At 38.9% G+C, this 22,482-nt stretch carries 17 protein-coding genes, 8 tRNA genes and 2 pseudogenes; 21 read left to right on the top strand and 6 right to left on the bottom strand.

All coding sequences use genetic code 11. From position 1 onward, the window contains the following. Window positions 1–74 precede the first annotated feature (74 nt). The 8 genes from NSS74_RS00005 (at window position 75) to NSS74_RS00040 (ending at window position 750) form a co-directional block, all read left to right on the top strand. Window positions 75–150, top strand: a tRNA-Phe gene (locus NSS74_RS00005). A 14-nt stretch (window positions 151–164) separates the two neighbouring features. Further along, a tRNA-Thr gene (locus NSS74_RS00010) sits at window positions 165–240 on the top strand. A gap of 10 nt (window positions 241–250) precedes the next feature. Continuing rightward, a tRNA-Lys gene (locus NSS74_RS00015) sits at window positions 251–326 on the top strand. 13 nt (window positions 327–339) lie between these two features. Next, window positions 340–410, top strand: a tRNA-Gly gene (locus NSS74_RS00020). Between the two features lie 6 nt (window positions 411–416). Then, window positions 417–493, top strand: a tRNA-Ile gene (locus tag NSS74_RS00025). A 7-nt stretch (window positions 494–500) separates the two neighbouring features. Continuing rightward, a tRNA-Asn gene (locus tag NSS74_RS00030) sits at window positions 501–575 on the top strand. A 6-nt stretch (window positions 576–581) separates the two neighbouring features. Further along, window positions 582–672 (top strand) — tRNA-Ser (locus NSS74_RS00035). Between the two features lie 6 nt (window positions 673–678). Beyond that, window positions 679–750: transfer RNA gene (locus tag NSS74_RS00040), tRNA-Glu, on the top strand. Between the two features lie 184 nt (window positions 751–934). Here NSS74_RS00040 and NSS74_RS00045 read toward each other — a convergent pair. Next, the gene (locus NSS74_RS00045) at window positions 935–1,981 is read right to left on the bottom strand and encodes an FUSC family protein (protein WP_061688389.1); all 1,047 of its coding nucleotides are present in this window, start codon (window positions 1,979–1,981) and stop codon (window positions 935–937) included. Between the two features lie 684 nt (window positions 1,982–2,665). On the opposite strand from NSS74_RS00045, the gene NSS74_RS00050 reads away from it, so the two are divergent. Beyond that, window positions 2,666–3,610 (top strand): L-lactate dehydrogenase, encoded by a 945-nt coding sequence (locus NSS74_RS00050; protein WP_002089250.1) that lies wholly within the window; start codon window positions 2,666–2,668, stop codon window positions 3,608–3,610. Window positions 3,611–3,803: 193 nt separating this feature from the next. Here the strand turns inward: NSS74_RS00050 and NSS74_RS00055 are convergent. Further along, window positions 3,804–3,923 (bottom strand): annotated as a pseudogene (locus tag NSS74_RS00055) (TasA family protein); the annotation flags it as partial. Window positions 3,924–4,503: 580 nt separating this feature from the next. Between NSS74_RS00055 and glgB the strand changes: the two are divergent. From glgB to glgP, 5 genes are all read left to right on the top strand, one after another. Then, a complete protein-coding gene (gene glgB, locus NSS74_RS00060; RefSeq protein WP_002015795.1) occupies window positions 4,504–6,441 on the top strand; it encodes a 1,4-alpha-glucan branching protein GlgB in 1,938 nt (645 codons plus the stop codon). Then, the gene (gene glgC / locus NSS74_RS00065; RefSeq protein ID WP_002129671.1) at window positions 6,389–7,519 is read left to right on the top strand and encodes a glucose-1-phosphate adenylyltransferase; all 1,131 of its coding nucleotides are present in this window, start codon (window positions 6,389–6,391) and stop codon (window positions 7,517–7,519) included. Before glgB ends, glgC begins: the two co-directional genes overlap by 53 nt. Window positions 7,520–7,537: 18 nt before the next feature. Then, the gene (gene glgD, locus NSS74_RS00070) at window positions 7,538–8,572 is read left to right on the top strand and encodes a glucose-1-phosphate adenylyltransferase subunit GlgD (protein ID WP_002089245.1); all 1,035 of its coding nucleotides are present in this window, start codon (window positions 7,538–7,540) and stop codon (window positions 8,570–8,572) included. A gap of 137 nt (window positions 8,573–8,709) precedes the next feature. Further along, window positions 8,710–10,140, top strand: a complete 1,431-nt coding sequence (glgA, locus tag NSS74_RS00075) for a glycogen synthase GlgA (RefSeq protein WP_002167471.1) — start codon at window positions 8,710–8,712, stop codon at window positions 10,138–10,140. A gap of 18 nt (window positions 10,141–10,158) precedes the next feature. Next, window positions 10,159–12,567 (top strand): glycogen phosphorylase, encoded by a 2,409-nt coding sequence (gene glgP / locus NSS74_RS00080; protein WP_016095894.1) that lies wholly within the window; start codon window positions 10,159–10,161, stop codon window positions 12,565–12,567. A 319-nt stretch (window positions 12,568–12,886) separates the two neighbouring features. Here glgP and NSS74_RS00085 read toward each other — a convergent pair whose 3' ends face one another. Beyond that, window positions 12,887–13,609: a lipase family protein gene (locus NSS74_RS00085; protein ID WP_002089241.1), complete on the bottom strand. Its 723-nt coding sequence runs from the start codon at window positions 13,607–13,609 to the stop codon at window positions 12,887–12,889. 141 nt (window positions 13,610–13,750) lie between these two features. On the opposite strand from NSS74_RS00085, the pseudogene NSS74_RS00090 reads away from it, so the two are divergent. Next, window positions 13,751–13,837, top strand: a pseudogene (locus NSS74_RS00090) (MerR family transcriptional regulator); the annotation flags it as partial. A gap of 79 nt (window positions 13,838–13,916) precedes the next feature. On the opposite strand, the gene NSS74_RS00095 reads toward NSS74_RS00090, so the two are convergent. After that, window positions 13,917–14,699, bottom strand: coding sequence for a TIGR00266 family protein (locus NSS74_RS00095; protein WP_002191043.1), 783 nt, complete (start codon window positions 14,697–14,699; stop codon window positions 13,917–13,919). A 321-nt stretch (window positions 14,700–15,020) separates the two neighbouring features. On the opposite strand from NSS74_RS00095, the gene cspD reads away from it, so the two are divergent. Then, the gene (gene cspD, locus NSS74_RS00100; RefSeq protein ID WP_001193051.1) at window positions 15,021–15,221 is read left to right on the top strand and encodes a cold-shock protein CspD; all 201 of its coding nucleotides are present in this window, start codon (window positions 15,021–15,023) and stop codon (window positions 15,219–15,221) included. 43 nt (window positions 15,222–15,264) lie between these two features. On the opposite strand, the gene NSS74_RS00105 is transcribed toward cspD, so the two are convergent. Further along, window positions 15,265–15,996, bottom strand: a complete 732-nt coding sequence (locus NSS74_RS00105; protein ID WP_061688387.1) for a yteA family sporulation protein — start codon at window positions 15,994–15,996, stop codon at window positions 15,265–15,267. Between the two features lie 124 nt (window positions 15,997–16,120). Continuing rightward, window positions 16,121–17,074: a 1,4-dihydroxy-2-naphthoate polyprenyltransferase gene (locus NSS74_RS00110; RefSeq protein ID WP_002015811.1), complete on the bottom strand. Its 954-nt coding sequence runs from the start codon at window positions 17,072–17,074 to the stop codon at window positions 16,121–16,123. A gap of 193 nt (window positions 17,075–17,267) precedes the next feature. Between NSS74_RS00110 and NSS74_RS00115 the strand changes: the two genes are divergently transcribed. The 5 genes from NSS74_RS00115 (at window position 17,268) to NSS74_RS00135 (ending at window position 22,389) form a co-directional block, all read left to right on the top strand. Then, on the top strand, window positions 17,268–18,662 hold the full coding sequence (locus tag NSS74_RS00115; protein ID WP_061688386.1) for an isochorismate synthase: 1,395 nt from the start codon (window positions 17,268–17,270) through the stop codon (window positions 18,660–18,662). Next, on the top strand, window positions 18,659–20,413 hold the full coding sequence (gene menD, locus NSS74_RS00120) for a 2-succinyl-5-enolpyruvyl-6-hydroxy-3-cyclohexene-1-carboxylic-acid synthase (RefSeq protein WP_061688385.1): 1,755 nt from the start codon (window positions 18,659–18,661) through the stop codon (window positions 20,411–20,413). Before NSS74_RS00115 ends, menD begins: the two co-directional genes overlap by 4 nt. Continuing rightward, window positions 20,410–21,222: a 2-succinyl-6-hydroxy-2,4-cyclohexadiene-1-carboxylate synthase gene (menH, locus tag NSS74_RS00125; protein ID WP_002129651.1), complete on the top strand. Its 813-nt coding sequence runs from the start codon at window positions 20,410–20,412 to the stop codon at window positions 21,220–21,222. Before menD ends, menH begins: the two co-directional genes overlap by 4 nt. A gap of 68 nt (window positions 21,223–21,290) precedes the next feature. Beyond that, window positions 21,291–22,109, top strand: coding sequence for a 1,4-dihydroxy-2-naphthoyl-CoA synthase (menB, locus tag NSS74_RS00130; protein ID WP_002089233.1), 819 nt, complete (start codon window positions 21,291–21,293; stop codon window positions 22,107–22,109). Window positions 22,110–22,230: 121 nt separating this feature from the next. Further along, a complete protein-coding gene (locus NSS74_RS00135) occupies window positions 22,231–22,389 on the top strand; it encodes a hypothetical protein (protein ID WP_187770538.1) in 159 nt (52 codons plus the stop codon). Window positions 22,390–22,482: the final 93 nt, after the last annotated feature.

The raw sequence follows: 22,482 nt of genomic DNA on the forward strand, positions 1-22,482 counted from the left end.
GTTAACATGCCTGCCTGTCACGCAGGAGATCGCCGGTTCGACCCCGGTCGGGACCGCCATTTTTTTTACATAAAGGCTCGGTAGCTCAGTCGGTAGAGCAGAGGACTGAAAATCCTCGTGTCGGCGGTTCGATTCCGTCCCGAGCCACCATTTTGAAATCGCAAGCCGGCTTAGCTCAATTGGTAGAGCAACTGACTTGTAATCAGTAGGTTGGGGGTTCAAGTCCTCTAGCCGGCACCACTTTCAAAATGAGCCATTAGCTCAGTTGGTAGAGCATCTGACTTTTAATCAGAGGGTCGAAGGTTCGAATCCTTCATGGCTCACCATTTTTAATTTAATGCGGGTGTAGTTTAGTGGTAAAACAAGAGCCTTCCAAGCTCTGGTCGAGAGTTCGATTCTCTTCACCCGCTTTTTATGGGCCTATAGCTCAGCTGGTTAGAGCGCACGCCTGATAAGCGTGAGGTCGATGGTTCGAGTCCATTTAGGCCCACCATAATTATTCCGCAGTAGCTCAGTGGTAGAGCTATCGGCTGTTAACCGATCGGTCGTAGGTTCGAGTCCTACCTGCGGAGCCATATTATAGAGAAGTACCCAAGTGGCTCAAGGGGCTCCCCTGCTAAGGGAGTAGATCGCGAACGCGGTGCGAGGGTTCGAATCCCTTCTTCTCTGCCAGATTTTGGCCCGTTGGTCAAGTGGTTAAGACACCGCCCTTTCACGGCGGTAACACGGGTTCGAATCCCGTACGGGTCATACTAAAAGAGATAGCATAATCTGCTATCTCTTTTTTGTTGTATATATGTTATCTAAAGCGGACTTTTAGTAGTCTGCTTTTTTTTATAAAAGATGGAGTATGAAAAGGTCATTATAGGGGGGATTTTGTTCTACTGGAAAAGATACCTAAAATATTAAAGCATCTTTCGCTAGATAACCACCTTTACACTGATTTCGCCATCGCTCTACTGAATATCAAGTTCACTGCAATCACGATGACTGCACCGATAAGGGTTGCAAATACACGGTCGAACAGAATGATAAACTGGAACGGCTTGCCGGCTTCCATGATCAAAATAATGAGCGGGATCATGGTTGCAGAGTATACAAGATAATTTCGAACCTTTAGAAGAGGTCGAACACCTGCGAATAGCCCGATACTTATAACTAACCCCCAAATTGGTAGACTAGTTGCGAGAAGCAAGCTCGCAACAATCACGCCGATTACTGTACCAAGCACTCGTTGTGTTGTTTTGATTGGAAAGAGTTCTATTTTCCGCTGAGTAAGGATCGCTACGGTAATTGCAATCCAATAGAAGTGGTGCTCGGGCCAAAGTATTCGCAATCCCTCAGCTATACCTAGACATAATGCGAGCCTGATTGGGAATTGCCAACTGGATAGGTGTGCAAGAGAGTTCCACCATAGAATGATTTTTTTCGATGTTGGCCCTTTCACAGCTCCATCCAGCGATGATTTAAAACAACGGTGTACCCAGATGCCTAGCACCAAGCTGATACTGACGGTCCAAATCGCCCCCGCTAAGATTGAAAAAATTAGTTCCATCCGGTACTCCGTCTGGTCGACCATATTGAGGATGATAATCAGGAATACGACAAAGCGTGTTGTTGCCACCGCCAAGGCACGACTATATCCGCCAATTAACGCAGCAAGGCTTACCAGCAGGATCAAGACTCCAAATGTTAGATAGCCATGTCCGAAAGAGAGAACAGTAGCAATCGCAGCGAGCACTACTGATATCAGCGCTGATGCCAACCTTTTCCCGTGATTTATAAAACTCGAACCGACTTTCACGCTACTGACTGCCAAACTGCCGACCGATGCAGCAAAACCAAGAGCGGGATAGCCTAGAACTGTGGCGAACAGAACGGGTCCGGCCATACCTATGCCGGCGGAAATGAGTTCTACTATTTCTACCTTGGCCTCCTTAGACCAAGAAAACACTTGGGCCCTATATGTCTTTACATTCATCTATAGCACCTCTTCCGACCCAAAGAGTAGGGTACAGTTTAATAATAGGCTCTTTCTTTAATCCATGGACATGTGGTGATACCTATGTCCATCAGGCTAATATTTTGAAGTATCCCCAAAATGAAAATTTTATCTTTCCAGAGTTATTTATAATAATTCAGCTCATTTTTTTCGATATGGGGAAATACCAATTTCTTAAGTTGATGGCAATGTATGGTAACCCCTTATAAAAACCTCTAAAAGTATTGCTGCGGATTTACAAAAGTTAAATGATAAGAATTATGTGAAGGCTAACTTCTTCGCTCCAGTCAAATTTTGAGGTGGGAGTCTTACTGCCCACAAATAGCGGGATAAATAATATAGATAGAAGAAGCTATCCTTGTCGAAACGTCGATATAACCAAAGTTGTGTTCGATATAATTTCACTTACCAAGAAAACTTTAAGAAAAAACCTTTCACAATCTAAAGAAAACGCCTCCATTGAGATGGATTTCACCCGCATTCTAACAACTTTACACTCTATGTGAAAAAGTTCACAAATAGGTCATAATTTGTGAAGGAATTCACAATAATCCGTGCTACAATATGTATGTAAAGAAGTTAAACAACATTAAATTAGTATTTTAATTAATTACTTAAACAATAATAAAAAATAGATGTAAACAATTGAAAGGGGAAATTAACATGAAAAAAGGTATCAATCGCGTAGTATTAGTAGGAACAGGAGCTGTAGGTTGTAGTTACGCTTACTCAATGATCAACCAAGGTGTAGCTGAAGAATTCGTACTAGTAGATGTTAATGAAGCAAAAGCAGAAGGAGAAGCAATGGACTTAAGCCATGCGGTACCATTCTCTCCAGCACCAACAAAAGTTTGGAGCGGTAGCTATGCAGATTGTAAAGATGCAGATTTAGTAGTTATCACTGCTGGATTACCACAAAAGCCAGGCGAAACTCGTTTAGACTTAGTTGAGAAAAATACAAAGATCTTTAAACAAATCGTTCGCGGTATTATGGATAGCGGATTCGATGGAATCTTCTTAATCGCAACTAACCCAGTTGATATTTTAACTTACGTAACTTGGAAAGAATCTGGTTTACCGAAAGAGCGCGTAATCGGTTCTGGTACTACTTTAGACTCTGCTCGTTTCCGTTACATGTTAGGTGACTACTTAGATGTAGATCCACGTAACGTTCATGCTTACATCGTTGGTGAGCACGGTGACACTGAACTTCCAGTATGGAGCCACGCTACTGTAGGTGTACAAAAACTAGAAACAATCTTAGCGAACAACGAACAGTATAACCAAGAAGATTTAGATAAAATCTTTGAAAATGTACGCGATGCAGCTTACCACATTATTGAGCGTAAAGGCGCAACTTACTACGGAATCGGTATGTCACTACTTCGTGTAACTAAAGCGATCTTAAGCAACGAGAACAGCGTATTAACTGTATCTGCATACCTTGAAGGTCAATATGGTGAGAAAGATGCTTACGTAGGTGTTCCAGCTGTTATTAACCGCGAAGGTGTACGTGAAATCGTAGAACTTGAATTAAACGAAGAAGAAAAAGTGAAGTTCGCTCATTCTGTAAAAGTATTAAAAGAAACAATGGCACCAGTACTATAATAACCGCTAATAATTCAGAGGCGGGAAAGTGCTTCCTACCTCTGAATTTATATAAATTAATATAAATTCCTTTCCGGTTTCCCTTGTATATCCCCAATATACCCCTTTTGCTGGATAAGGGTCATTTATAGAAAAAAGCACTCTATTTTCGAATAGAGTGCTTTTATATGTTATTTTTTCGGTGTTAGACGTCTTGAAATGAATTACCCGATGTTTCGGAGTCGCTGAAATAGGCGAATACACTGCCAGATGTAAGTGATAAGCCTAGTGATGCAGTGACAACTGCCATTCCTACTTTTTGTTTCAATGACATAAGAAAGCCCCCTAGTTTGATTTTTATCCCGCTATTTGTGGGCAGTAAAATTCCCACCTCAAAATTCGGCTGGAGCAAAGAAGTTAGGTGGGAGTAGGGCTGCCCGCAACCCACCACTGATTAAAGTTTCACTTTACAGCAAACATTCGCAACGAGCATGAAATAAGTAAACATAGTAATTCAGTATGAATTGTAGTTGCGAAGTATGCTGTTCGTTATTGAGAACAAGTATATGCTTATGAATTTTACATTTCAATAAATTTTGTGACAAAAAATGTTGAGAAACATTTTTTTATGAAAGATTATTTTGTTTGTATTTTAAGTGGAAAGAGCGTGAAATACAGAGAGAAACCAATAAAATAAATATTGAGCAACAATGAAAGGCGAGAAACAGTAAGGGAAATGAAGCGCTTGCAATGAATATTCGTCAAAATTCGATAATTTACACGAAAAATGTGAACATTTTAAGTGAAATTCAAGAAAAAAACGAATGTTTTTTAAAAAATAACAAGGATATTTCAGTTTTTCGCAGAAATGATAAAGAGTAAAAAATTTCTGTCATCTTAGTGAGGTGAACATATTGGATGTAATAAATTGTGAAGAAGTGAAACGAGATGAGTTTCATACAGAAAAGTACTATGACAGTTATAACATCTTTGGGGCACATATTGTGACGGAAGATGGGATGCGAGGTGTACGATTCACAGTATGGGCTCCTCATGCGAAAGCAATGAGTGTTGTTGGAGATTTTAATGAATGGGATTATGAGCAACATAAGATGCTACAAGTGACAGAAGAGGGGATTTGGTCCTTGTTTGTACCGCATATTGAAGAGAATGAGATATATAAGTATGCGATTGAAACGATGGATGGTGACGTTATTTTAAAAGCAGATCCTTACGCAGTATATGCAGAAGTAAGACCAAATACGGCATCTGTAGTTTTTGATATAGAGGGATATGAATGGAATGATAAAAACTGGATTCGTAAGAGAAAGAAAAAATCGATTTATAAAGAAGCGATGACAGTTTATGAATTACATTTCGGTTCTTGGAAAAAGAAAGAAGATGGCGCTCTGTATTCTTACAGAGAAATGGCCGAGGAGCTCATTCCGTATGTGGTGGAACATCAATTTACACATATTGAAATTATGCCGCTTGTTGAGCATCCCTATGACCGTTCTTGGGGATATCAAGGAACAGGATATTATGCAGCGACAAGTAGATTCGGCACGCCACATGATTTGATGTATTTTGTCGATGAATGTCATAAATATGGAATCGGTGTCATTTTAGATTGGGTACCGGGGCATTTTTGTAAAGATGCTCACGGTTTATATTTGTTTGATGGGACACCGACTTATGAATATAAAGATAGAGACGTACAAGAAAACCTTGTATGGGGAACTGTTAATTTTGATTTAGGGAAGAGAGAAGTACGTAATTTCTTAATTTCAAATGCGTTATTTTGGATGAGGCATTTCCATATTGATGGTTTCAGGGTAGATGCAGTTGCGAATATGCTGTACTGGAATAAAGAAGGAAAAGAGCAAAGCAATGAACATGCTGTTTCTTTCTTACGAGAGTTAAATGAAGCCGTGTTTGCAGAAGATGAAGAGTTTCTTATGACAGCGGAAGATTCAACAGCTTGGCCACTTGTAACAGCTCCAACATACGAGGGTGGACTTGGATTCAATTATAAATGGAATATGGGTTGGATGAATGATGTGCTGAAATATATGGAATGTGCGCCAGAGTACCGGAAATACATTCATGAGAAAATGACATTCTCTTTAATATATGCTCACTCTGAAAACTTCATATTGCCGCTTTCTCATGATGAAGTCGTTCATGGGAAAAAGTCGTTATTAAATAAAATGCCGGGAGATTACTGGGATAAGTTTGCTCAGCTTCGTTTATTATATGGATATTTCTTTACTCATCCAGGTAAGAAATTACTCTTTATGGGTGGAGAATTCGGGCAATTTGATGAGTGGAAAGACCTTGAAGATTTAGATTGGAATTTACATGATTTTGAAATGCATCGTAATATGCATGATTACTTTAAAGAGCTCATAGCATTGTATAAGCGCTCAAAACCACTTTGGCAGTTAGATCACTCGCCTGAAGGATTTCAGTGGATTGATGCTAATAATAATGAGCAAAGTATTTTCTCGTTTATCCGCCAAGGGGATAAGCAGGAAGATGCGTTAGTTGTCGTATGTAATTTTACGAAAGCTACATATGAAAACTATAAAGTAGGTGTACCAGATTTCGAGTACTATAACGAAATTTTAAACAGTGACTCGGCGCAATATGGCGGATCGGGGCAAGTTAATAAGAAACGTCTCAAGACGATTTTAGAGCCATATCATAATCAAGCGGCACATGTAGAAATTACAATTCCACCATTTGGCGTATCCATATTACGACCAGTGAAGACGAGAAAGGGGAGCAAAAAACAAGATGGCTCAAAAACAAAAGTGCGTAGCAATGTTACTAGCAGGGGGAAAAGGTAGTCGTTTAAGTGCATTAACAAAAAATTTAGCCAAGCCAGCTGTTCCATTTGGTGGTAAATATCGCATTATTGATTTTACGTTAAGTAACTGTGCAAACTCCGGTATTGAAACGGTGGGGATTTTAACACAATATCAACCGTTAGAACTTCATAATTATATTGGAATCGGAAATGCTTGGGATCTTGATCGTGTAAACGGTGGAGTCACTGTGTTACCTCCTTATGCGGAGTCTTCAGGTGTGAAGTGGTATACAGGTACGGCAAGTGCTATTTATCAAAACTTAAACTATTTAAGTCAGTATGAACCAGAATATGTCCTTATTTTATCAGGCGATCATATTTATAAAATGGATTACAGCAAAATGCTAGATTACCATATTGAGAAAGAAGCGGACGTTTCGATTTCTGTTATTGAAGTGCCGTGGGATGAAGCAAGTCGCTTTGGCATCATGAATACAAATGAAGAGATGGAAGTTGTTGAATTTGAGGAGAAACCGCAATTTCCAAGAAGTAATCTTGCATCAATGGGAATTTATATTTTTAACTGGGCTATTTTAAAAGAATATTTAGAGATGGATGCAAGAAACCCTGAATCTAGTAATGACTTCGGAAAAGATGTACTTCCGCTCTTGTTAGATGAAGGGAAGAAGTTGATGGCTTATCCATTTGAAGGATATTGGAAAGATGTTGGAACGGTGAAAAGCTTATGGGAAGCGAATATGGATTTACTTCGCGATGAAACATCGTTGAACTTGAACGATCGTAATTGGCGCATTTATTCTGTAAATCCAAACGAGCCGCCTCAATATATTGCAGAAAAGGCAAAAGTAGAAGAGTCACTTATTAATGAAGGGTGCGTCATTGAAGGGGACGTGAAGCATTCTGTTTTATTCCAAGGAGTGACGGTGGAAGAAGGTAGTATGGTAATCGATTCTGTCGTTATGCCGGGGGCAAAGATTGGTAAAAACGTTGTGATTGAAAGAGCGATCGTTGGATCGGAAATGGTTATTGAAGATGGGACAATAATTCGTCCAGAAAAAAATGTTGATGATGTAGTACTAATTGCTGAAGGAAAATAGAAAAGGGGGATGAAATGAATGGGAGAAAAAATGTTAGGAATTATTAATGCAACGGGAAGTTTTCCTTCCTTAAAGAAAGTAACAGGGCATCGTTCATTAGCGGCGTTACCGTTTGGAGGCCGTTATCGCCTCATTGATTTCATGCTTTCAAATATGGTGAATTCTAATATTCATAGCGTGGCGGTTTTTACAAGTCATAAAAATCGTTCTTTAATGGATCATGTCGGTTCAGGAAAACAGTGGGATTTAGATAGAAAGCGTGATGGACTGTTTTTATTCCCACCGAACTGCCAATGTGATCATGACGAATTTGGATCTTTTGCACATTTTAGAAGACATATTGATTATTTTCTAAGAAGCAGAGAAGAATATGTTGTTATTACGAATAGCCATCTTGTAACAGCGTTAAACTTTCAAGCGGTGTTAGAGCGACATATACATACGTCTGCAGATATTACTGAAGTTTGTCATGAAGGGGTTTCGCTTCAAACATATGTGTTAAAGAAACAATTATTGCTAGACTTATTTGAGACATATAAAGATGTGGAGCAATACAGTTTATTTGATGTAGTGAGAGAAAAGAGCGGGAAATCACTGCATATTACTACGTACGAACATACAGGATATGTAGCTATTATTGATTCTATTGAAAGTTACTATAAACATAGCCTAGAAATTTTGCAGCCTTCTATTTGGAAGCAATTATTTAAGAAAGAAGCACCAATCTTTACGAAAGTAAAAGATGAGCCACCAACTCGTTATGTGAAGGGTGCAGTAGTGAAAAATACGATGATTGCAAACGGCAGTATTATTGAGGGTGAAGTAGAAAATAGTGTTGTCTCCCGTTCTGTTAAAATTGGAAAAGGTTCAATTGTTCGTAATAGTATTATTATGCAAAAGAGCCAAATTGGAGATAATTGCATAATAGACGGTGTTATTATTGATAAAGACGTGAAAATTGGTGACGGCGTAGTGTTAAAAGGAAATGCCGATGAGCCATATGTTGTAGAAAAAGGTAGTGTACAAAATAGTACAATCAACAGTTATTCGTAAATAGCAGGTGCATAATTAGTGGGGGATTTAGAAAACCCCCACTAATTAAGGTTTTACTCTATATGAAAACTTGAAGGGAGGAAGCTGTAAGAAGAGCGATTTATGATGTATACGCTTTTCGTGCAGTGGAACAACAGGTGAATATTTTATTTGCAGTATCAGAATGTGTACCGTTTATTAAATCCGGAGGTCTAGCTGATGTAGCAGGAGCGCTTCCAAAAGAATTAAAAAAATTAGGAGTGAATGTTCGCATTATACTTCCAAACTACAGTCTTATCCCGAAAGAGTTAAGAGAAGGATGTACGCTTCATAAAGTAATTAGCGTTCCCCTTGGATGGAGAAATCAATATTGCGGGATTTTAAAAGGTGAGCAGGACGGGATTACGTATTACTTAATAGACAATGAATATTATTTTAAGAGAGATTCTCTATATGGCCATTATGATGATGGGGAGCGTTTTTCTTATTTTTCAAAAGCAGTTTTAGAGTGTATTCCGCATCTTGATTTCGAAGTAGATGTTCTTCATAGCCATGATTGGCATACAGCTATGGTTAATTTCTTACTTCGTGAAAAGTATCAAGATAACCCGTTATATGAGCATATTAAAACGGTATATACGATTCATAACTTGCAGTTCCAAGGTGTATTTCCTCCTGAAGTGATGTACGACTTACTGGAGCTTGGTCATGAATATTTTCATAGTGAACAGCTTGAGTTTTATGGAAACGTGAACTTTATGAAAGGCGGTATTATCGCATCTGACCAAATTACAGCGGTTAGCCCGACATATAAAGAAGAGATTCAATATGAGTTTTTCGGTGAGAAGTTAGATGGATTGCTACGAAAATATAATGATAAGCTTAGTGGCATTGTAAATGGAATTGATACGAGCGTATATAATCCAGAAACAGATCCATATATTACGGCTCAGTATAGTGCAGAATCGCTAGATGAAAAGAATGAAAATAAACGCGCATTGCAGCGTTATTTTGGTTTACCAGAAAAAGAAGATACACCAGTTATTTCGATGGTAACACGATTAACGAAACAAAAGGGGCTTGATCTAGTACGTACTGTATTCCGTGAAATAATGGAAGAAGATGTACAATGTATTATTTTAGGGTCAGGCGATTCTGAATACGAGCAGTTCTTTGAATGGATGGCATACGAGTATCCAGAAAAGGTAAAAGTATATATTGGGTTTAATGAAGCGTTAGCGCACCAAGTGTACGCGGGAAGCGATTTGTTTTTAATGCCATCGCTGTTTGAACCGTGTGGACTTGGACAACTTATTGCGCTAGCATATGGCACGATTCCAATTGTAAGAGAAACAGGCGGATTAAATGATACTGTACATTCTTACGATGAGGACACTGGAATTGGGAATGGCTTTAGCTTTACGAATTTTAATGCGCATGACATGTTACATACGATTCTTCGTGCAATTGAGTTTTATCAAGATAAACCGGTATGGGATAAGCTTGTAAAGCAAGCGATGACTGAAGATTATAGCTGGGGGAAATCTGCTCTTGCATACAAGAAATTGTATAAAAGTCTCATGGAATAACATTGAGGTGGTGAAAAAATGTTTACTCATGTTGAAAGCTTCAAATCCGCTTTTCTAGAAAAATTAGAAACGATGTATGGGAAAAGTTTCAAAGATTCTACAACTCGTGATCAGTATAATACGCTCGGTCATATGGTACGTGAGTATATGAATAGTCAATGGATTGCAACGAATGAAAGTTATCGTTCTGGAGATCAAAAACAAATGTATTATTTATCCATTGAATTTTTACTTGGGCGTTTACTAGGCAGTAATATATTAAATTTAGGCATTCGAGATGTATGTGAAAAAGGACTTTTTGAACTTGGAATTTCTTTGCACGAGTTAGAAGAAATTGAAGCAGATGCTGGCCTTGGTAACGGTGGACTTGGACGTTTAGCAGCCTGTTTTCTCGATTCACTTGCTTCTTTAAACTTACCAGGACATGGCTGTGGTATTCGTTATAAGCATGGTCTGTTTGATCAAAAAATTGTTGATGGCTATCAAGTAGAATTTCCAGAACAGTGGCTTCTTCATGAAAACGTTTGGGAAGTAAGAAGGTATGACCAAGCGGTAGAAGTAAGTTATTTTGGAAACGTTGAACCACTAGAAATTGATGGACGTTTAGAGTTCAGGCATACAAATGCAGAAGTTATTATGGCAGTACCATATGACGTTCCAGTTGTAGGGTATGAAACGAGTACTGTAAATACGCTTCGGCTTTGGAATGCGGAGCCAGTTCCTTTCCCGCAAAATTGTAAAGATATTTTGAAATATAAGCGTGAAACAGAGGCAGTATCGGAGTTTTTATATCCGGATGATACGCATGATGAGGGGAAAATACTTCGTTTAAAACAACAGTATTTCCTCGTATCAGCAAGTTTGCAAAATATCGTTCGTATGCATAGGGAGAGACACGGTAGTCTTCGTCAGTTACATGAGAAAATCGCGATTCATATTAATGATACACATCCGGTTCTAGCAATTCCAGAACTTATGCGTATTTTATTAGACGAAGAAAAATTGACATGGGAAGAAGCTTGGCACATAACAACGCAGACGATTTCCTATACGAATCATACGACGTTATCAGAAGCGCTTGAGAAATGGCCAATTCGCATTTTTAAACCGTTATTACCGAGAATTTATATGATTATTGAAGAAATTAATGAACGTTTCTGTCATGAGCTTTGGGACCGTTATTCGTACGATTGGAAGCGTATTGAGGACATGGCCATTATTGCGCATGACCTTGTGAAAATGGCTCATTTAGCGATTGTTGGTAGCCATAGCGTTAACGGTGTGGCGAAAATTCATACAGAAATTTTAAAGCAGCGTGAAATGCGATTGTTCTATGAATTTTATCCAGATAAGTTTAATAATAAAACGAATGGAATTGCTCATAGGCGCTGGCTAATGAAGGCGAATCCACAGCTGACGAATCTTATTTCGGAAGCGATTGGAGAAGAATGGAAGAAAGAGCCAATTAAGCTGCAAGCACTGCAAAACTTCATACATGATACTAGTTTTCAAGAAAAGCTTGCAGGGGTAAAACAAGAGCGTAAGATTATTTTAGCGGAGAGCATTCATAATAAAATGGGGATCACTATTGATCCAAATTCTATTTTTGATGTGCAAGTGAAAAGGCTACATGCTTATAAACGACAGTTATTAAATGTTCTTCATATTTTGTACTTGTATAACCGTTTAAAAGAGGATACTAGTTTTTCATTTTACCCGCGTACTTTTATTTTTGGAGCGAAAGCATCACCTGGCTATTATTATGCGAAAAAAATTATTAAATTAATAAATGAGCTTGCAAGAAAAGTGAATACCGATCCGTACGTAAGTCAATTTATGAAAGTTATCTTTCTAGAAAACTACCGAGTTTCTTTAGCGGAAGATATATTCCCGGCGGCAGATGTAAGTGAACAAATTTCAACTGCGAGTAAAGAAGCATCGGGAACAGGTAACATGAAATTTATGATGAATGGTGCAATTACACTCGGAACGTTAGATGGAGCTAATATTGAAATAAAAGACCGGGTCGGTGATGATGCCTGCTTCATTTTCGGCTTAACAGCGGATGAGGTTCTTCATTACTACCAAAACGGTGGATATCGTGCAAGTGACTATTATCACCACAATATGCACATTAAAAAAGTAGTAGATCAGCTAACGAATGGTTTCTTTGCACAGTCGGGAGCTGAATTTGAAGCGATTTATGATTCTCTCGTTATTCAAAATGATGAATACTTCGTTCTTCGAGATTTTAGCCCATATGCTGAAAGACAAGAAGCTGTCGGAAGGGCCTACGAAAATAGGGAGAAATGGCTGGAAATGTCGATTTTGAACATTGCACAATCGGGGCATTTTGCGAGTGATCGAACAATTTTGCAGTACAGTAATGAAATTTGGGGTATTGGTAATACTGTTAAACTATTTTAGATGAAAGCCCCTGTTGAAGGGGCTTTTATTTATTTTTAAAACAGGGGTACGCTTGCTTAGAAAAATAAAACGAGCTTAATGAGATTAAGCTCGTTTTACTTATGTTGCTTAAGAAAGAAATGGGATAGCGGTATATATTATCGCTGTTCCGTCATATTCCCCTGTCGCAAAGTATGAAAATGTAAAGAAACCTGTAAACGAAAAAATTATTATAAGAAAAAGTGCAAAGAAAAATTTTAGCATGTAAGGTCCCCTCATCCGAAAGTAATTTCATAGATTATTATAGTATACAAATATTAAATTTCCAATTGTTTACTGGTTAAAAATGAGAGGTCAGACATGTTTTGTATGTTGTAATGGAATGGTTATTCGTAATGGATTTTGTATTTTTCGTAAATGTCATGTTGTGATGGACGTGTGCATATTCCCAGTCTTTATCATTAAAATGGACATTTCTTGGAGGGAGGAGAGGAACGACATCGAATAAATTGACGAAACGAAAGCTACTAGCTACTTGCAGTTTATAATAATTTCGAAAGGCGATATCTCCAACTTTTGGAGAGGCAAAGGTATAAAGACCGTACTGTGCGAAGGCAGTATTTATACGTGCATCTAGTATGTGTAGTGTAGCGAGTGCACCGCCTAAGCTATGGCCTGTTGCAAGAAGTTTCTTATGGGCTGGTAATGACACGAGCATATCCATAATGGAATCCCGGCAAGATTCATAAATTGAAAGAAAGCCATTATGGACATTTCCACTATTTAAAGCATATGGGTATGGCTTTTGGTTAACGAGTGAATCGATAATCCAATCTGTATCTGTTTGTGTGCCCCTAAAAGCTACAATAATTGTATCCTCAGATTCTAATATGAATCCGAACCATTCTGTCTTTTGAATGGCCTTTCCTTGAAACCCTTGTACATATTGGAACCCATCGGGTATTTCGAAAATGCCATTTTGTTTATATTGTTCATACGTTAGATCGCAGCAAGATGCTAACAATATGGCAGTATCTTTATCAAAGGATAAAGGAGTACGCATCAAGAAAGCCCTCCTTAAGAAAAGGTATAGTTCAATATATGCAGTGAGGGACTTGATTCATTCTTTTTGAAAAAAGGCTTGAACCTACAGTTACGTGAGGGAGTATGATTTTTGTAAACATATTGTTAGGAGGAGTGTAGGATGAGGAAAAAGGAAGGCTATTCAATTGGTGAGTTTTCAACGAGAAAAGGTATCTCAATACGGAAACTACAGTATTACGATGGAATATTACATGATTAAAAATGGTTTATACAGTCAAAAATAAACAGATAGTTCCCTATGAAGGGCACTATCTGTTTTTAGTGTTTTACTCTTTCCCATCTAAAAGGCGACCAAGTCCGCCTAAAACGCTACCTTCACCGCTGTTTTGAGCTGCTGGGCTTGTAAGGCGTGCTGCTAAGCGGCTAAGTGTTAAGGACTGAATCCAAACCGTTCCAGGACCTTCTAGCGTTGCGAAGAATAAACCTTCGCCGCCAAATAGAGCTGTTTTTACTTTTCCAACGAATTGAACATCGTAGTTAACGTCTTTTGTCATTGCAACGAGACAACCTGTATCAATGCGAAGTTTCTCACCAGGTTTTAATTCACGCTTATATACCGTTCCTCCTGCATGCATGAAAGCTAGACCATCACCTTCAAGTTTCTGCATGATGAAACCTTCACCCCCGAAGAAACCAGTTCCTATTTTTTTAGTAAACTCAATTCCGATAGAAACACCTTTTGCGGCACAAAGAAATGCATCTTTTTGGCAGACTACTTTTCCTTGATATTCTGTTAAATCAACAGGAATAATTTTTCCAGGATAAGGAGCGGCGAATGATACGTGTCGTTTGCCATGACCTGTATTTGTAAATACAGTCATAAACATACTTTCACCTGTAACGAGACGTTTACCTGCGCCCATTAATTTACCGAATAGACCACTAGATGGTCCAGAACCATCACCGAAAATCGTTTCCATTTCGATATGATCTTCCATCATCATCATTGCGCCAGCCTCTGCGACAACGCTTTCTTCTGGATCCAATTCAATTTCAACAAACTGCATATCATCGCCATATAATTTATACTCGATTTCATGTGCTTGCATTTTTTCACCTCATCATATGTAGTAATTATATTGTACAGAAATCCAAGGAATTAGAATACTGTAGTTTTATTAATTTTTGAATAAAAATAGAATGAAAATTTAAGGTTATACTAGAATTATAAAAAACAATGGGACGAAAGTGTTCTCATTTGACGTTTTTGATATAGCATGATATAGTGGAAACACTATTGAGCTACATAATGTGGTACGGAAATAAAGCACGTTGTATTAAAGGCTGTAAGCTTGTTATACATTCATGTCCTTTATATCCACCTTTTCATGTGGATTCATAGTTTCATTTTTATTTAGGAGGTACATGACATGCAAACAGGTAAAGTTAAATGGTTTAACGGCGAAAAAGGTTTTGGCTTCATCGAAGTTGAAGGCGGAGAAGACGTATTCGTACATTTCTCAGCTATTCAAGGCGACGGCTTCAAAACTTTAGAAGAAGGTCAAGAAGTTTCTTTCGAAATCGTTGATGGAAACCGCGGACCACAAGCAGCTAACGTTACAAAAAACTAATTAGCTAGCGAAAAAAAGCATTCCGAATTTCGGAATGCTTTTTTTATGCTTTAGAACCAGACTCATCTGAAGATAATTCACCTTTAAAGGTGCGTTCTTCAAAGTCATCAAGCAATTGTTCATATTCTTCATGTTCTTCTGTTGCGAAAACTTGTGGGTTTTTTCCATACATATCTGTTCCAATAAAGTTTTCGAAATCCTCTACATACCCAACATTTTCTTCACTATTTACGTACATGCCATTATAGTTTTTTGAATCCTGTCTTTCTAAATCGGATGGTGTTTCTGATGTTCCGTAATTTGCGACGTCTTGCCAAGCATCTTCAGCATCGTACTCTACAGAATGATCTTCGTCGTGCTTATGAAACGAAGGATCTAGCACCTCTTCTTCAACTGGGCGCGTCTGCATATCTAATTTATTTGTAGTGTGCTGAATACACGTTGTAGCAGTTGGCATTGCTTCTAATCTTTTAAATGGAATTTCCTCACCAGACACTTCGCAAATTCCGTACGTACCAGCTTCAATTTTTTGCAGAGCATGTTTCGTATCTTCTAACTGTTTATGCCAAAATTCGATGAGTCCGAAATCTTTCTCACGTTCGTACAATTCTGTAGCCATATCACCTGGATGGTTGTCATAGCTAGACAATTCTCCTACTGAATCACGTTCAGATGCACGGTTTTCATCTTCATGAGTTTGTATCGTTTGTTCAACTTCTTGCTGTTGTTTTTCTAGAATAGATTTAAATTGATTTATTTGTTGTGGAGTTAACATAGTCGTCCACCTTCCTACAATTCAGTTTCTTTACATAGTATGGGCGTTGAGAGTAGGAATTATGAGATGAATTTCAGCCGGGAAGTCAGTATATGAAAAAAGGAGCCGCATAAGCAGCTCCTTTCTATAGGAAGTATCCAAGCAATAATCCGATTCCCATTAGGAGACCGAAAATTGTATTTGTTTTTGCTGTTGAAATCATCGCAGGTACCATTTCCATTGGAATGCTTTTGCCGATAAAGCCTTTCGTCGCTTTAAATGCTTTCGGTACACTTAAGAATACGATAAGCATCCATGGTGATACGATGTTAACGATGATTAAAGCGATTGTCCAAATGTAGGCAACGATAAACATAGAAGCAAGTACACCAACGGCTCTTTCGCGTCCGACGAGAATTGCTAACGTTTTACGACCATTTTCTTTATCACCATCTAAATCACGAATATTGTTAGATAGTAAAATTGCACCAATTAAAATGGAGCTTGGAATAGATAATAAAATCACTTCTGATGTTACTGCGCCTGTTTGGATAAAGAATGAAATACCAATAATAATGACACCCATAAATAATCCTGCTGTTAGCTCTCCAAATGGTGTGTACGCAATTGGAATAGGGCCACCAGTGTAAAGGTAAGCAACGGCCATACAAACAAGACCGATTGCAGCAAGCCACCAGCTAGAGTTCATACAAATATAAACACCTAATAGCGTTGCGATGCCTAAAAATCCGAATGCTAAGTTAAGCACGGTTTTTGGTTTAATGCCATCGCGGACGATAGCACCTCCGATTCCAACTGAACCTTCATGATCGAGTCCTCTTTTATAATCAAAGTATTCATTAAACATGTTCGTTGCTGCTTGAATGAGAAGGCAAGCAAGAAGCATCATAAAGAAAAGAGGAAGATGTATTTGATTTATACCTCCGACCTGCATTGCAAAAGCTGTTCCGATGAAAACAGGAACGAAAGCTGCTGTTAATGTATGGGGACGTAATAAACTCCACCAAATTCGCCAGCCTGTTTGTTTACTTGGCTTTGGCGCCGTAGGAGAGGAATTCGTTTCGACGTTCATTTCCATGTTGAATCCTCCTTGGTCACATATTGTACACAATTAAGTGTAGAAAAAGCATCATTTAGTGTCAACGTTTATTTTCTAGGAAGAGAAGGTGAATTTCTCAGAAATGCTAAACGTTGACAGGCCTTTCCTTTGAGGTGTATCTTAAAATCAAGCGTAATTATGACTATTTTTCGCCCATAGGGGGGAGACAATTGTGATTCAAACGAAACGAAAAGGCTTACAAGAAGTTCTTGTTACAGCTATTAAGCGTACGACTGATGAAAAAACATTAGTTAGTTTTGTAAAACAAATAGATTGGGTGGATCCACTTCTGTTTTATGCAGCAGGAAAAAGGATCGCATTCGAAAATAGATGTTATTTTGCAGACCCAGCTCAGCATGTAATATTTGCTGGAATTGGCTCTGTTTTCACTATAGCAAATTCTTCTCACAAACGCTTTCAAACTGCTCGTGACGAGTGGGATAAAGTAAAAGAGAAAGCATTCGTACAAAGAGAAGGATACGAATTTGGAACAGGTCCTCTTTTATTTGGTGGATTTTCATTTGACCAAGAAAAAGAAAAAACGAATCTTTGGAAAGAATTTGATGATACCATATTTTCACTACCAGCATTTTTATTAACTGTAAAAAATGAAAAGGCGTGGTTAACGATTAATCAGTTCGTTTCAGCTGAAGATTGTGCAGAAACTCTTTATAACGAAATTATTTCTGTAGAAGAGAGAATTTTACAAGAGAGTAAATGTGCACTAGTAGGATCAAAATTAACAGTTACTTCTAAAGTAGAAGTTGATCCGAGTGGCTGGATGAACGCGATTGGAAAAGTGCAAGATGAAATGAAGCAAGGGAACGTGCAGAAGGTTGTATTAGCAAGGGAGCTAAAATTAACGATGGATCAGCATATTGATTCCGTTCTTGTTTTAGAAGCGCTTCGCATTGGGCAACCGGATTGTTACGTATTTTCTTTTGATTATAAAGGAGCATGCTTCTTAGGGGCGACACCTGAGCGATTGATTCGAAAAGAAGGCGAGAAGTTCACATCGATGTGCCTTGCTGGTTCAATTGGTCATGGCAATTCTATAGAAGAAAGTAAACAAAATGGTGAGACGCTTCTTCATGATGAAAAGAATTTGGCTGAACACGGTTATGTAGTTAACATGATCCGAGGTGTGCTAAGTGAGCATTGCGAATCTGTTAATATTCCGGAGAGCCCAGGCTTATTAACGACGAAAAATTTAATCCATTTATATACGCCAGTAGAAGCAAAAGGTGATGCAAGTCTTTTAACGATGGTAGAAGAATTACATCCAACACCAGCTCTTGGTGGTACACCTCGTCATGAGGCGTTGAAATTAATTCGTGATGTAGAGCTTTTAGATAGAGGATTATATGGTGCACCAATTGGCTTTATAGATGATGAAGGAAATGGTGAATTTGCGGTTGCACTTCGCTGCGGATTATTAAATGGCGAGAAGGCATCCTTGTTTGCCGGCTGTGGTATCGTAATTGATTCAGTAGCGCAGCTTGAATATGAAGAAACAAGTTTGAAGTTTAGACCGATGCTTGGTGCTTTGGAGGAATTAATGAAATGAACAATCATATAGAAGCATTATCATATTATTTAGGCGCGTTCGTGGACGAACTGACGCGTCTAAATGTATGTGATGTTGTCATTAGTCCGGGCTCACGGTCAACGCCGATTGCCTTACTAATGGAACAACATGAAGGAATGAAAACATATTTACATGTAGACGAAAGATCAGCAGGATTTTTTGCGCTCGGTATTGCGAAAGCAAAAAAACGTCCTGTTGCGCTATTATGTACGTCAGGGACGGCAGCAGCGAACTATTATCCAGCTGTATGTGAAGCGTTTCATTCACGAGTGCCGCTTATCGTATTAACAGCGGATAGACCGCATGAATTAAGAGATGTGGGTGCACCACAGGCGATGAATCAATTTAATTTATACGGTACTTTTGTGAAGCAATTTACAGAGATGGCACTTCCTGAAGCGAGTGAAGCAATGTATCATTACGCTCGAATGACAACGCAGCGTACGATAGCAAGTGCACTTCTAGCCCCGCAAGGACCTGTTCATCTTAATTTTCCAGTTCGCGAGCCGCTTATACCGGATTTCTCATTAGAAAGTTTATGGGATAAAGGGCGTGGTGAATATACAGGAGTAGTTCAGCAAGGGAACGTGACGATGCCGAGTGAATATGTAGATTCTCTTGTAGGGCGCCTTTCACATATGGAAAAGGGGCTTATTATTTGTGGAGACGGCAGTCATCCAGAAATAACAGAAGTTGTTATGAAAGTAGCTGAGAAAACAGGGTATCCAATTTTAGCAGATCCACTTTCTAACCTTCGTAGTGGTAATCATGATAAAACGATGGTTATAGATTGTTACGATACATTTTTACGAAATGAATTGTTAAAAGAAACGTGGAAGCCGAATGTTTTAATTCGTTTCGGAGGAATGCCTGTCTCTAAAGCATTAACGCAGTTCATCAAAAAACAAACGAAAGCTGTTCATATCGTTGTCGATGAATCTGGACAATGGAGAGATCCAGCTCTAGTTGCGACAGAAGTTGTACAAGCTAGTGACAGTGAATTTTGCAGAGCATTACTAGAGAAAATGCCAGTTATGAAAAAGAATGATTGGTTCGGAATGTGGAAACAAATAAACGAGAAAACGAGAGAAACGCTTCGTGAGATGGAAACATATGAAACGGCATTTGAAGGAAAAGTAATTACGGATATTGTACGTGTATTACCAGAAGGGGCAACGTTATTTGCGAGTAATAGTATGCCAATTCGCGATACCGATTCATTTTTCTTCACATCGGATAAAAACATTCAAGTAATGGCGAACCGCGGTGTAAATGGTATTGATGGAATCATTTCAACAGCTTTAGGAGCGAGTATTATTTGTGATCCGCTCGTATTAGTAATCGGTGATTTATCATTTTATCACGATTTAAACGGACTATTAGCCGCGAAACTACATGAGTTAAATATAACGATTGTTGTTGTAAATAATGATGGTGGAGGTATTTTCTCATTCTTACCACAATACGAGAAAAAGGAACATTTCGAATCATTATTTGGAACACCAATTGGGCTTGATTATGAACATGTTGTCAAAATGTATGGTGGTTCATTTAGCCGTGTAAATGGTTGGGAAAACTTCCGAGAAGAAGTACAAACTGGAACGAAAACGAATGGATTACACGTCGTGGAAATTTGTACGAATCGCGAAGAAAACTTGAAATTACATCGTGAACTATGGGCAAAAACAATGGACGTTATTACTACATCTTTGCAAGGTGAATCAAAATGAAAGTAACATTGCAAGGTGTATCGTATGAATATGAAGTAGCCGGAAGCGGGGAACCACTTCTACTTCTTCATGGTTTTACGGGAAGCATGGAAACGTGGGGTTCCTTTATTCCTTCTTGGAGCGAGCAGTTTCAAGTCATTCTAGTAGACATTGTTGGACACGGGAAAACGGAAAGTCCTGAAGATGTGATGCATTATGATATTCAAAATGTGGCACTGCAAATGAAAGAACTACTGGATCATCTTCATATTGAAAATGCGCACATACTTGGCTATTCAATGGGTGGTAGACTTGCGATTACGATGGCATGCTTATATCCAGAATATGTGCGTTCGCTTCTTTTAGAAAACTGTACAGCTGGACTTGAGAGTGCAAAGGAGCGAAAAGAACGCAAGGAAAAAGATGAACGACTTGCCGATAAAATTGAGCAAGAAGGCATCCGAAGTTTTGTATCGATGTGGGAAAATATTCCGCTATTTGAAACGCAAAAACGTTTAGTGCAAAACGTAAAAGAAGCGGTGCGAAAAGAACGACTTGCTAATAATCCAAAAGGACTTGCAAATAGTCTTCGCGGCATGGGAACAGGGGCTCAACCTTCATGGTGGAACGAATTGCAAAACCTAAAAATGCCTGTCCTTTTACTGAATGGAGAAAGCGATGAAAAGTTCTTTCGCCTATTAAAAAACATCGAAAAATGCATCCCTCATGCGAAATTTGTCAAAATTGATGGGGCTGGCCATGCAATTCATGTGGAACAACCGGAAAAGTTTGATACAATAGTAAAGGGATTTCTAAAAACTATGCAGTGATACTTTTTTCAGCAAGAAGGAAGTTGCACTTATAGCGGAGATCAGAAATATAAAAGGAGGTAATAGTAATGACTATTGAATGGGTAAAAGAAGGTAATTACGAAGATATTATTTATTCAACATACAATGGCATCGCAAAGATTTCGATTAACCGCCCTGAAGTACATAATGCATTCCGTCCTAAAACGGTAATGGAGTTAATCAATGCTTTTGCACACGCTCGTGATGATGCAAATGTTGGCGTTATCATTTTAACAGGTGAAGGTGGACGTGCATTCTGTTCTGGCGGCGACCAAAAAGTTCGCGGTCATGGTGGCTATGTAGGTGACGACCAAATCCCACGTTTAAACGTATTAGACTTACAACGTCTAATTCGCGCAATCCCTAAACCAGTTATCGCAATGGTAGCAGGTTATGCAATCGGTGGTGGACACGTACTTCATATCGTATGTGACTTAACAATCGCTGCAGACAACGCTGTATTCGGACAAACAGGTCCTAAAGTAGGAAGCTTTGACGGTGGATACGGAGCTGGTTATTTAGCTCGTATGGTAGGCCATAAGAAAGCTCGTGAAATTTGGTACCTATGCCGTCAATATAGTGCACAAGAAGCACTTGATATGGGCTTAGTAAACACAGTAGTACCATTAGAAGAACTTGAAGCAGAAACAGTACAATGGTCACAAGAAATTTTAGCAAACAGCCCAATGGCACTTCGTTTCCTAAAAGCTGCATTCAACGCAGACACAGACGGTTTAGCTGGTATTCAACAACTAGCTGGAGACGCAACGTTATTGTACTACACAACTGACGAAGCAAAAGAAGGCCGCGACGCGTTCAAAGAAAAACGCACTCCGGACTTCGGTCAATTCCCTCGTTTCCCGTGATCAAACCAAAAGCGGAAGCGGCTCGCTTAGAATGTGAGGGGGATGGAGCTTCTGACAGAGAGGCGCTTTTTGCCTCGTAGGAAGAAGTGAAGCCACCGAACATTCTAGCCGCTGTAGCTGGATGAAACCAAAAGCGGAAGCAGCTCGTTCAGAACAAGAGGGCGTTGGAACTCCTGAAAAAGAGGCGCTTTTTGCCTCGCAGGAAGGCGTGAAACGACCGACTGTTCTAGCTGCTGTAGCTGGATGTTTTAAAAGCGGAGCCGACTGTTTATCCCCGTAGGCTAAGGTTCTTTCGCACAGAAAGTGTTTTTTACTTTCTCGTGCGGAAGGTTCTTAGACGGAAGGGGCTAGGAGGCGCAGCTGGATGTGATGA

Source organism: Bacillus sp. FSL E2-8868 (genome assembly GCF_038005505.1).
Lineage (GTDB): Bacteria > Bacillota > Bacilli > Bacillales > Bacillaceae_G > Bacillus_A > Bacillus_A mycoides.

What these genes read in the sequence shown, in the direction of transcription:
- glgC (WP_002129671.1), top strand. Translation starts at nt 6,389, where the DNA reads ATGGCTCAAAAACAAAAGTGCGTAGCAATGTTACTAGCAGGGGGAAAA.
- menD (WP_061688385.1), top strand. Translation starts at nt 18,659, where the DNA reads ATGAACAATCATATAGAAGCATTATCATATTATTTAGGCGCGTTCGTG.
- glgD (WP_002089245.1), top strand. Translation starts at nt 7,538, where the DNA reads ATGGGAGAAAAAATGTTAGGAATTATTAATGCAACGGGAAGTTTTCCT.
- glgP (WP_016095894.1), top strand. Translation starts at nt 10,159, where the DNA reads ATGTTTACTCATGTTGAAAGCTTCAAATCCGCTTTTCTAGAAAAATTA.
- NSS74_RS00085 (WP_002089241.1), bottom strand. Translation starts at nt 13,609, where the DNA reads ATGCGTACTCCTTTATCCTTTGATAAAGATACTGCCATATTGTTAGCA.
- NSS74_RS00110 (WP_002015811.1), bottom strand. Translation starts at nt 17,074, where the DNA reads ATGGAAATGAACGTCGAAACGAATTCCTCTCCTACGGCGCCAAAGCCA.
- cspD (WP_001193051.1), top strand. Translation starts at nt 15,021, where the DNA reads ATGCAAACAGGTAAAGTTAAATGGTTTAACGGCGAAAAAGGTTTTGGC.
- NSS74_RS00105 (WP_061688387.1), bottom strand. Translation starts at nt 15,996, where the DNA reads ATGTTAACTCCACAACAAATAAATCAATTTAAATCTATTCTAGAAAAA.
- menB (WP_002089233.1), top strand. Translation starts at nt 21,291, where the DNA reads ATGACTATTGAATGGGTAAAAGAAGGTAATTACGAAGATATTATTTAT.
- NSS74_RS00135 (WP_187770538.1), top strand. Translation starts at nt 22,231, where the DNA reads ATGAAACCAAAAGCGGAAGCAGCTCGTTCAGAACAAGAGGGCGTTGGA.
- NSS74_RS00050 (WP_002089250.1), top strand. Translation starts at nt 2,666, where the DNA reads ATGAAAAAAGGTATCAATCGCGTAGTATTAGTAGGAACAGGAGCTGTA.
- NSS74_RS00095 (WP_002191043.1), bottom strand. Translation starts at nt 14,699, where the DNA reads ATGCAAGCACATGAAATCGAGTATAAATTATATGGCGATGATATGCAG.
- NSS74_RS00045 (WP_061688389.1), bottom strand. Translation starts at nt 1,981, where the DNA reads ATGAATGTAAAGACATATAGGGCCCAAGTGTTTTCTTGGTCTAAGGAG.
- menH (WP_002129651.1), top strand. Translation starts at nt 20,410, where the DNA reads ATGAAAGTAACATTGCAAGGTGTATCGTATGAATATGAAGTAGCCGGA.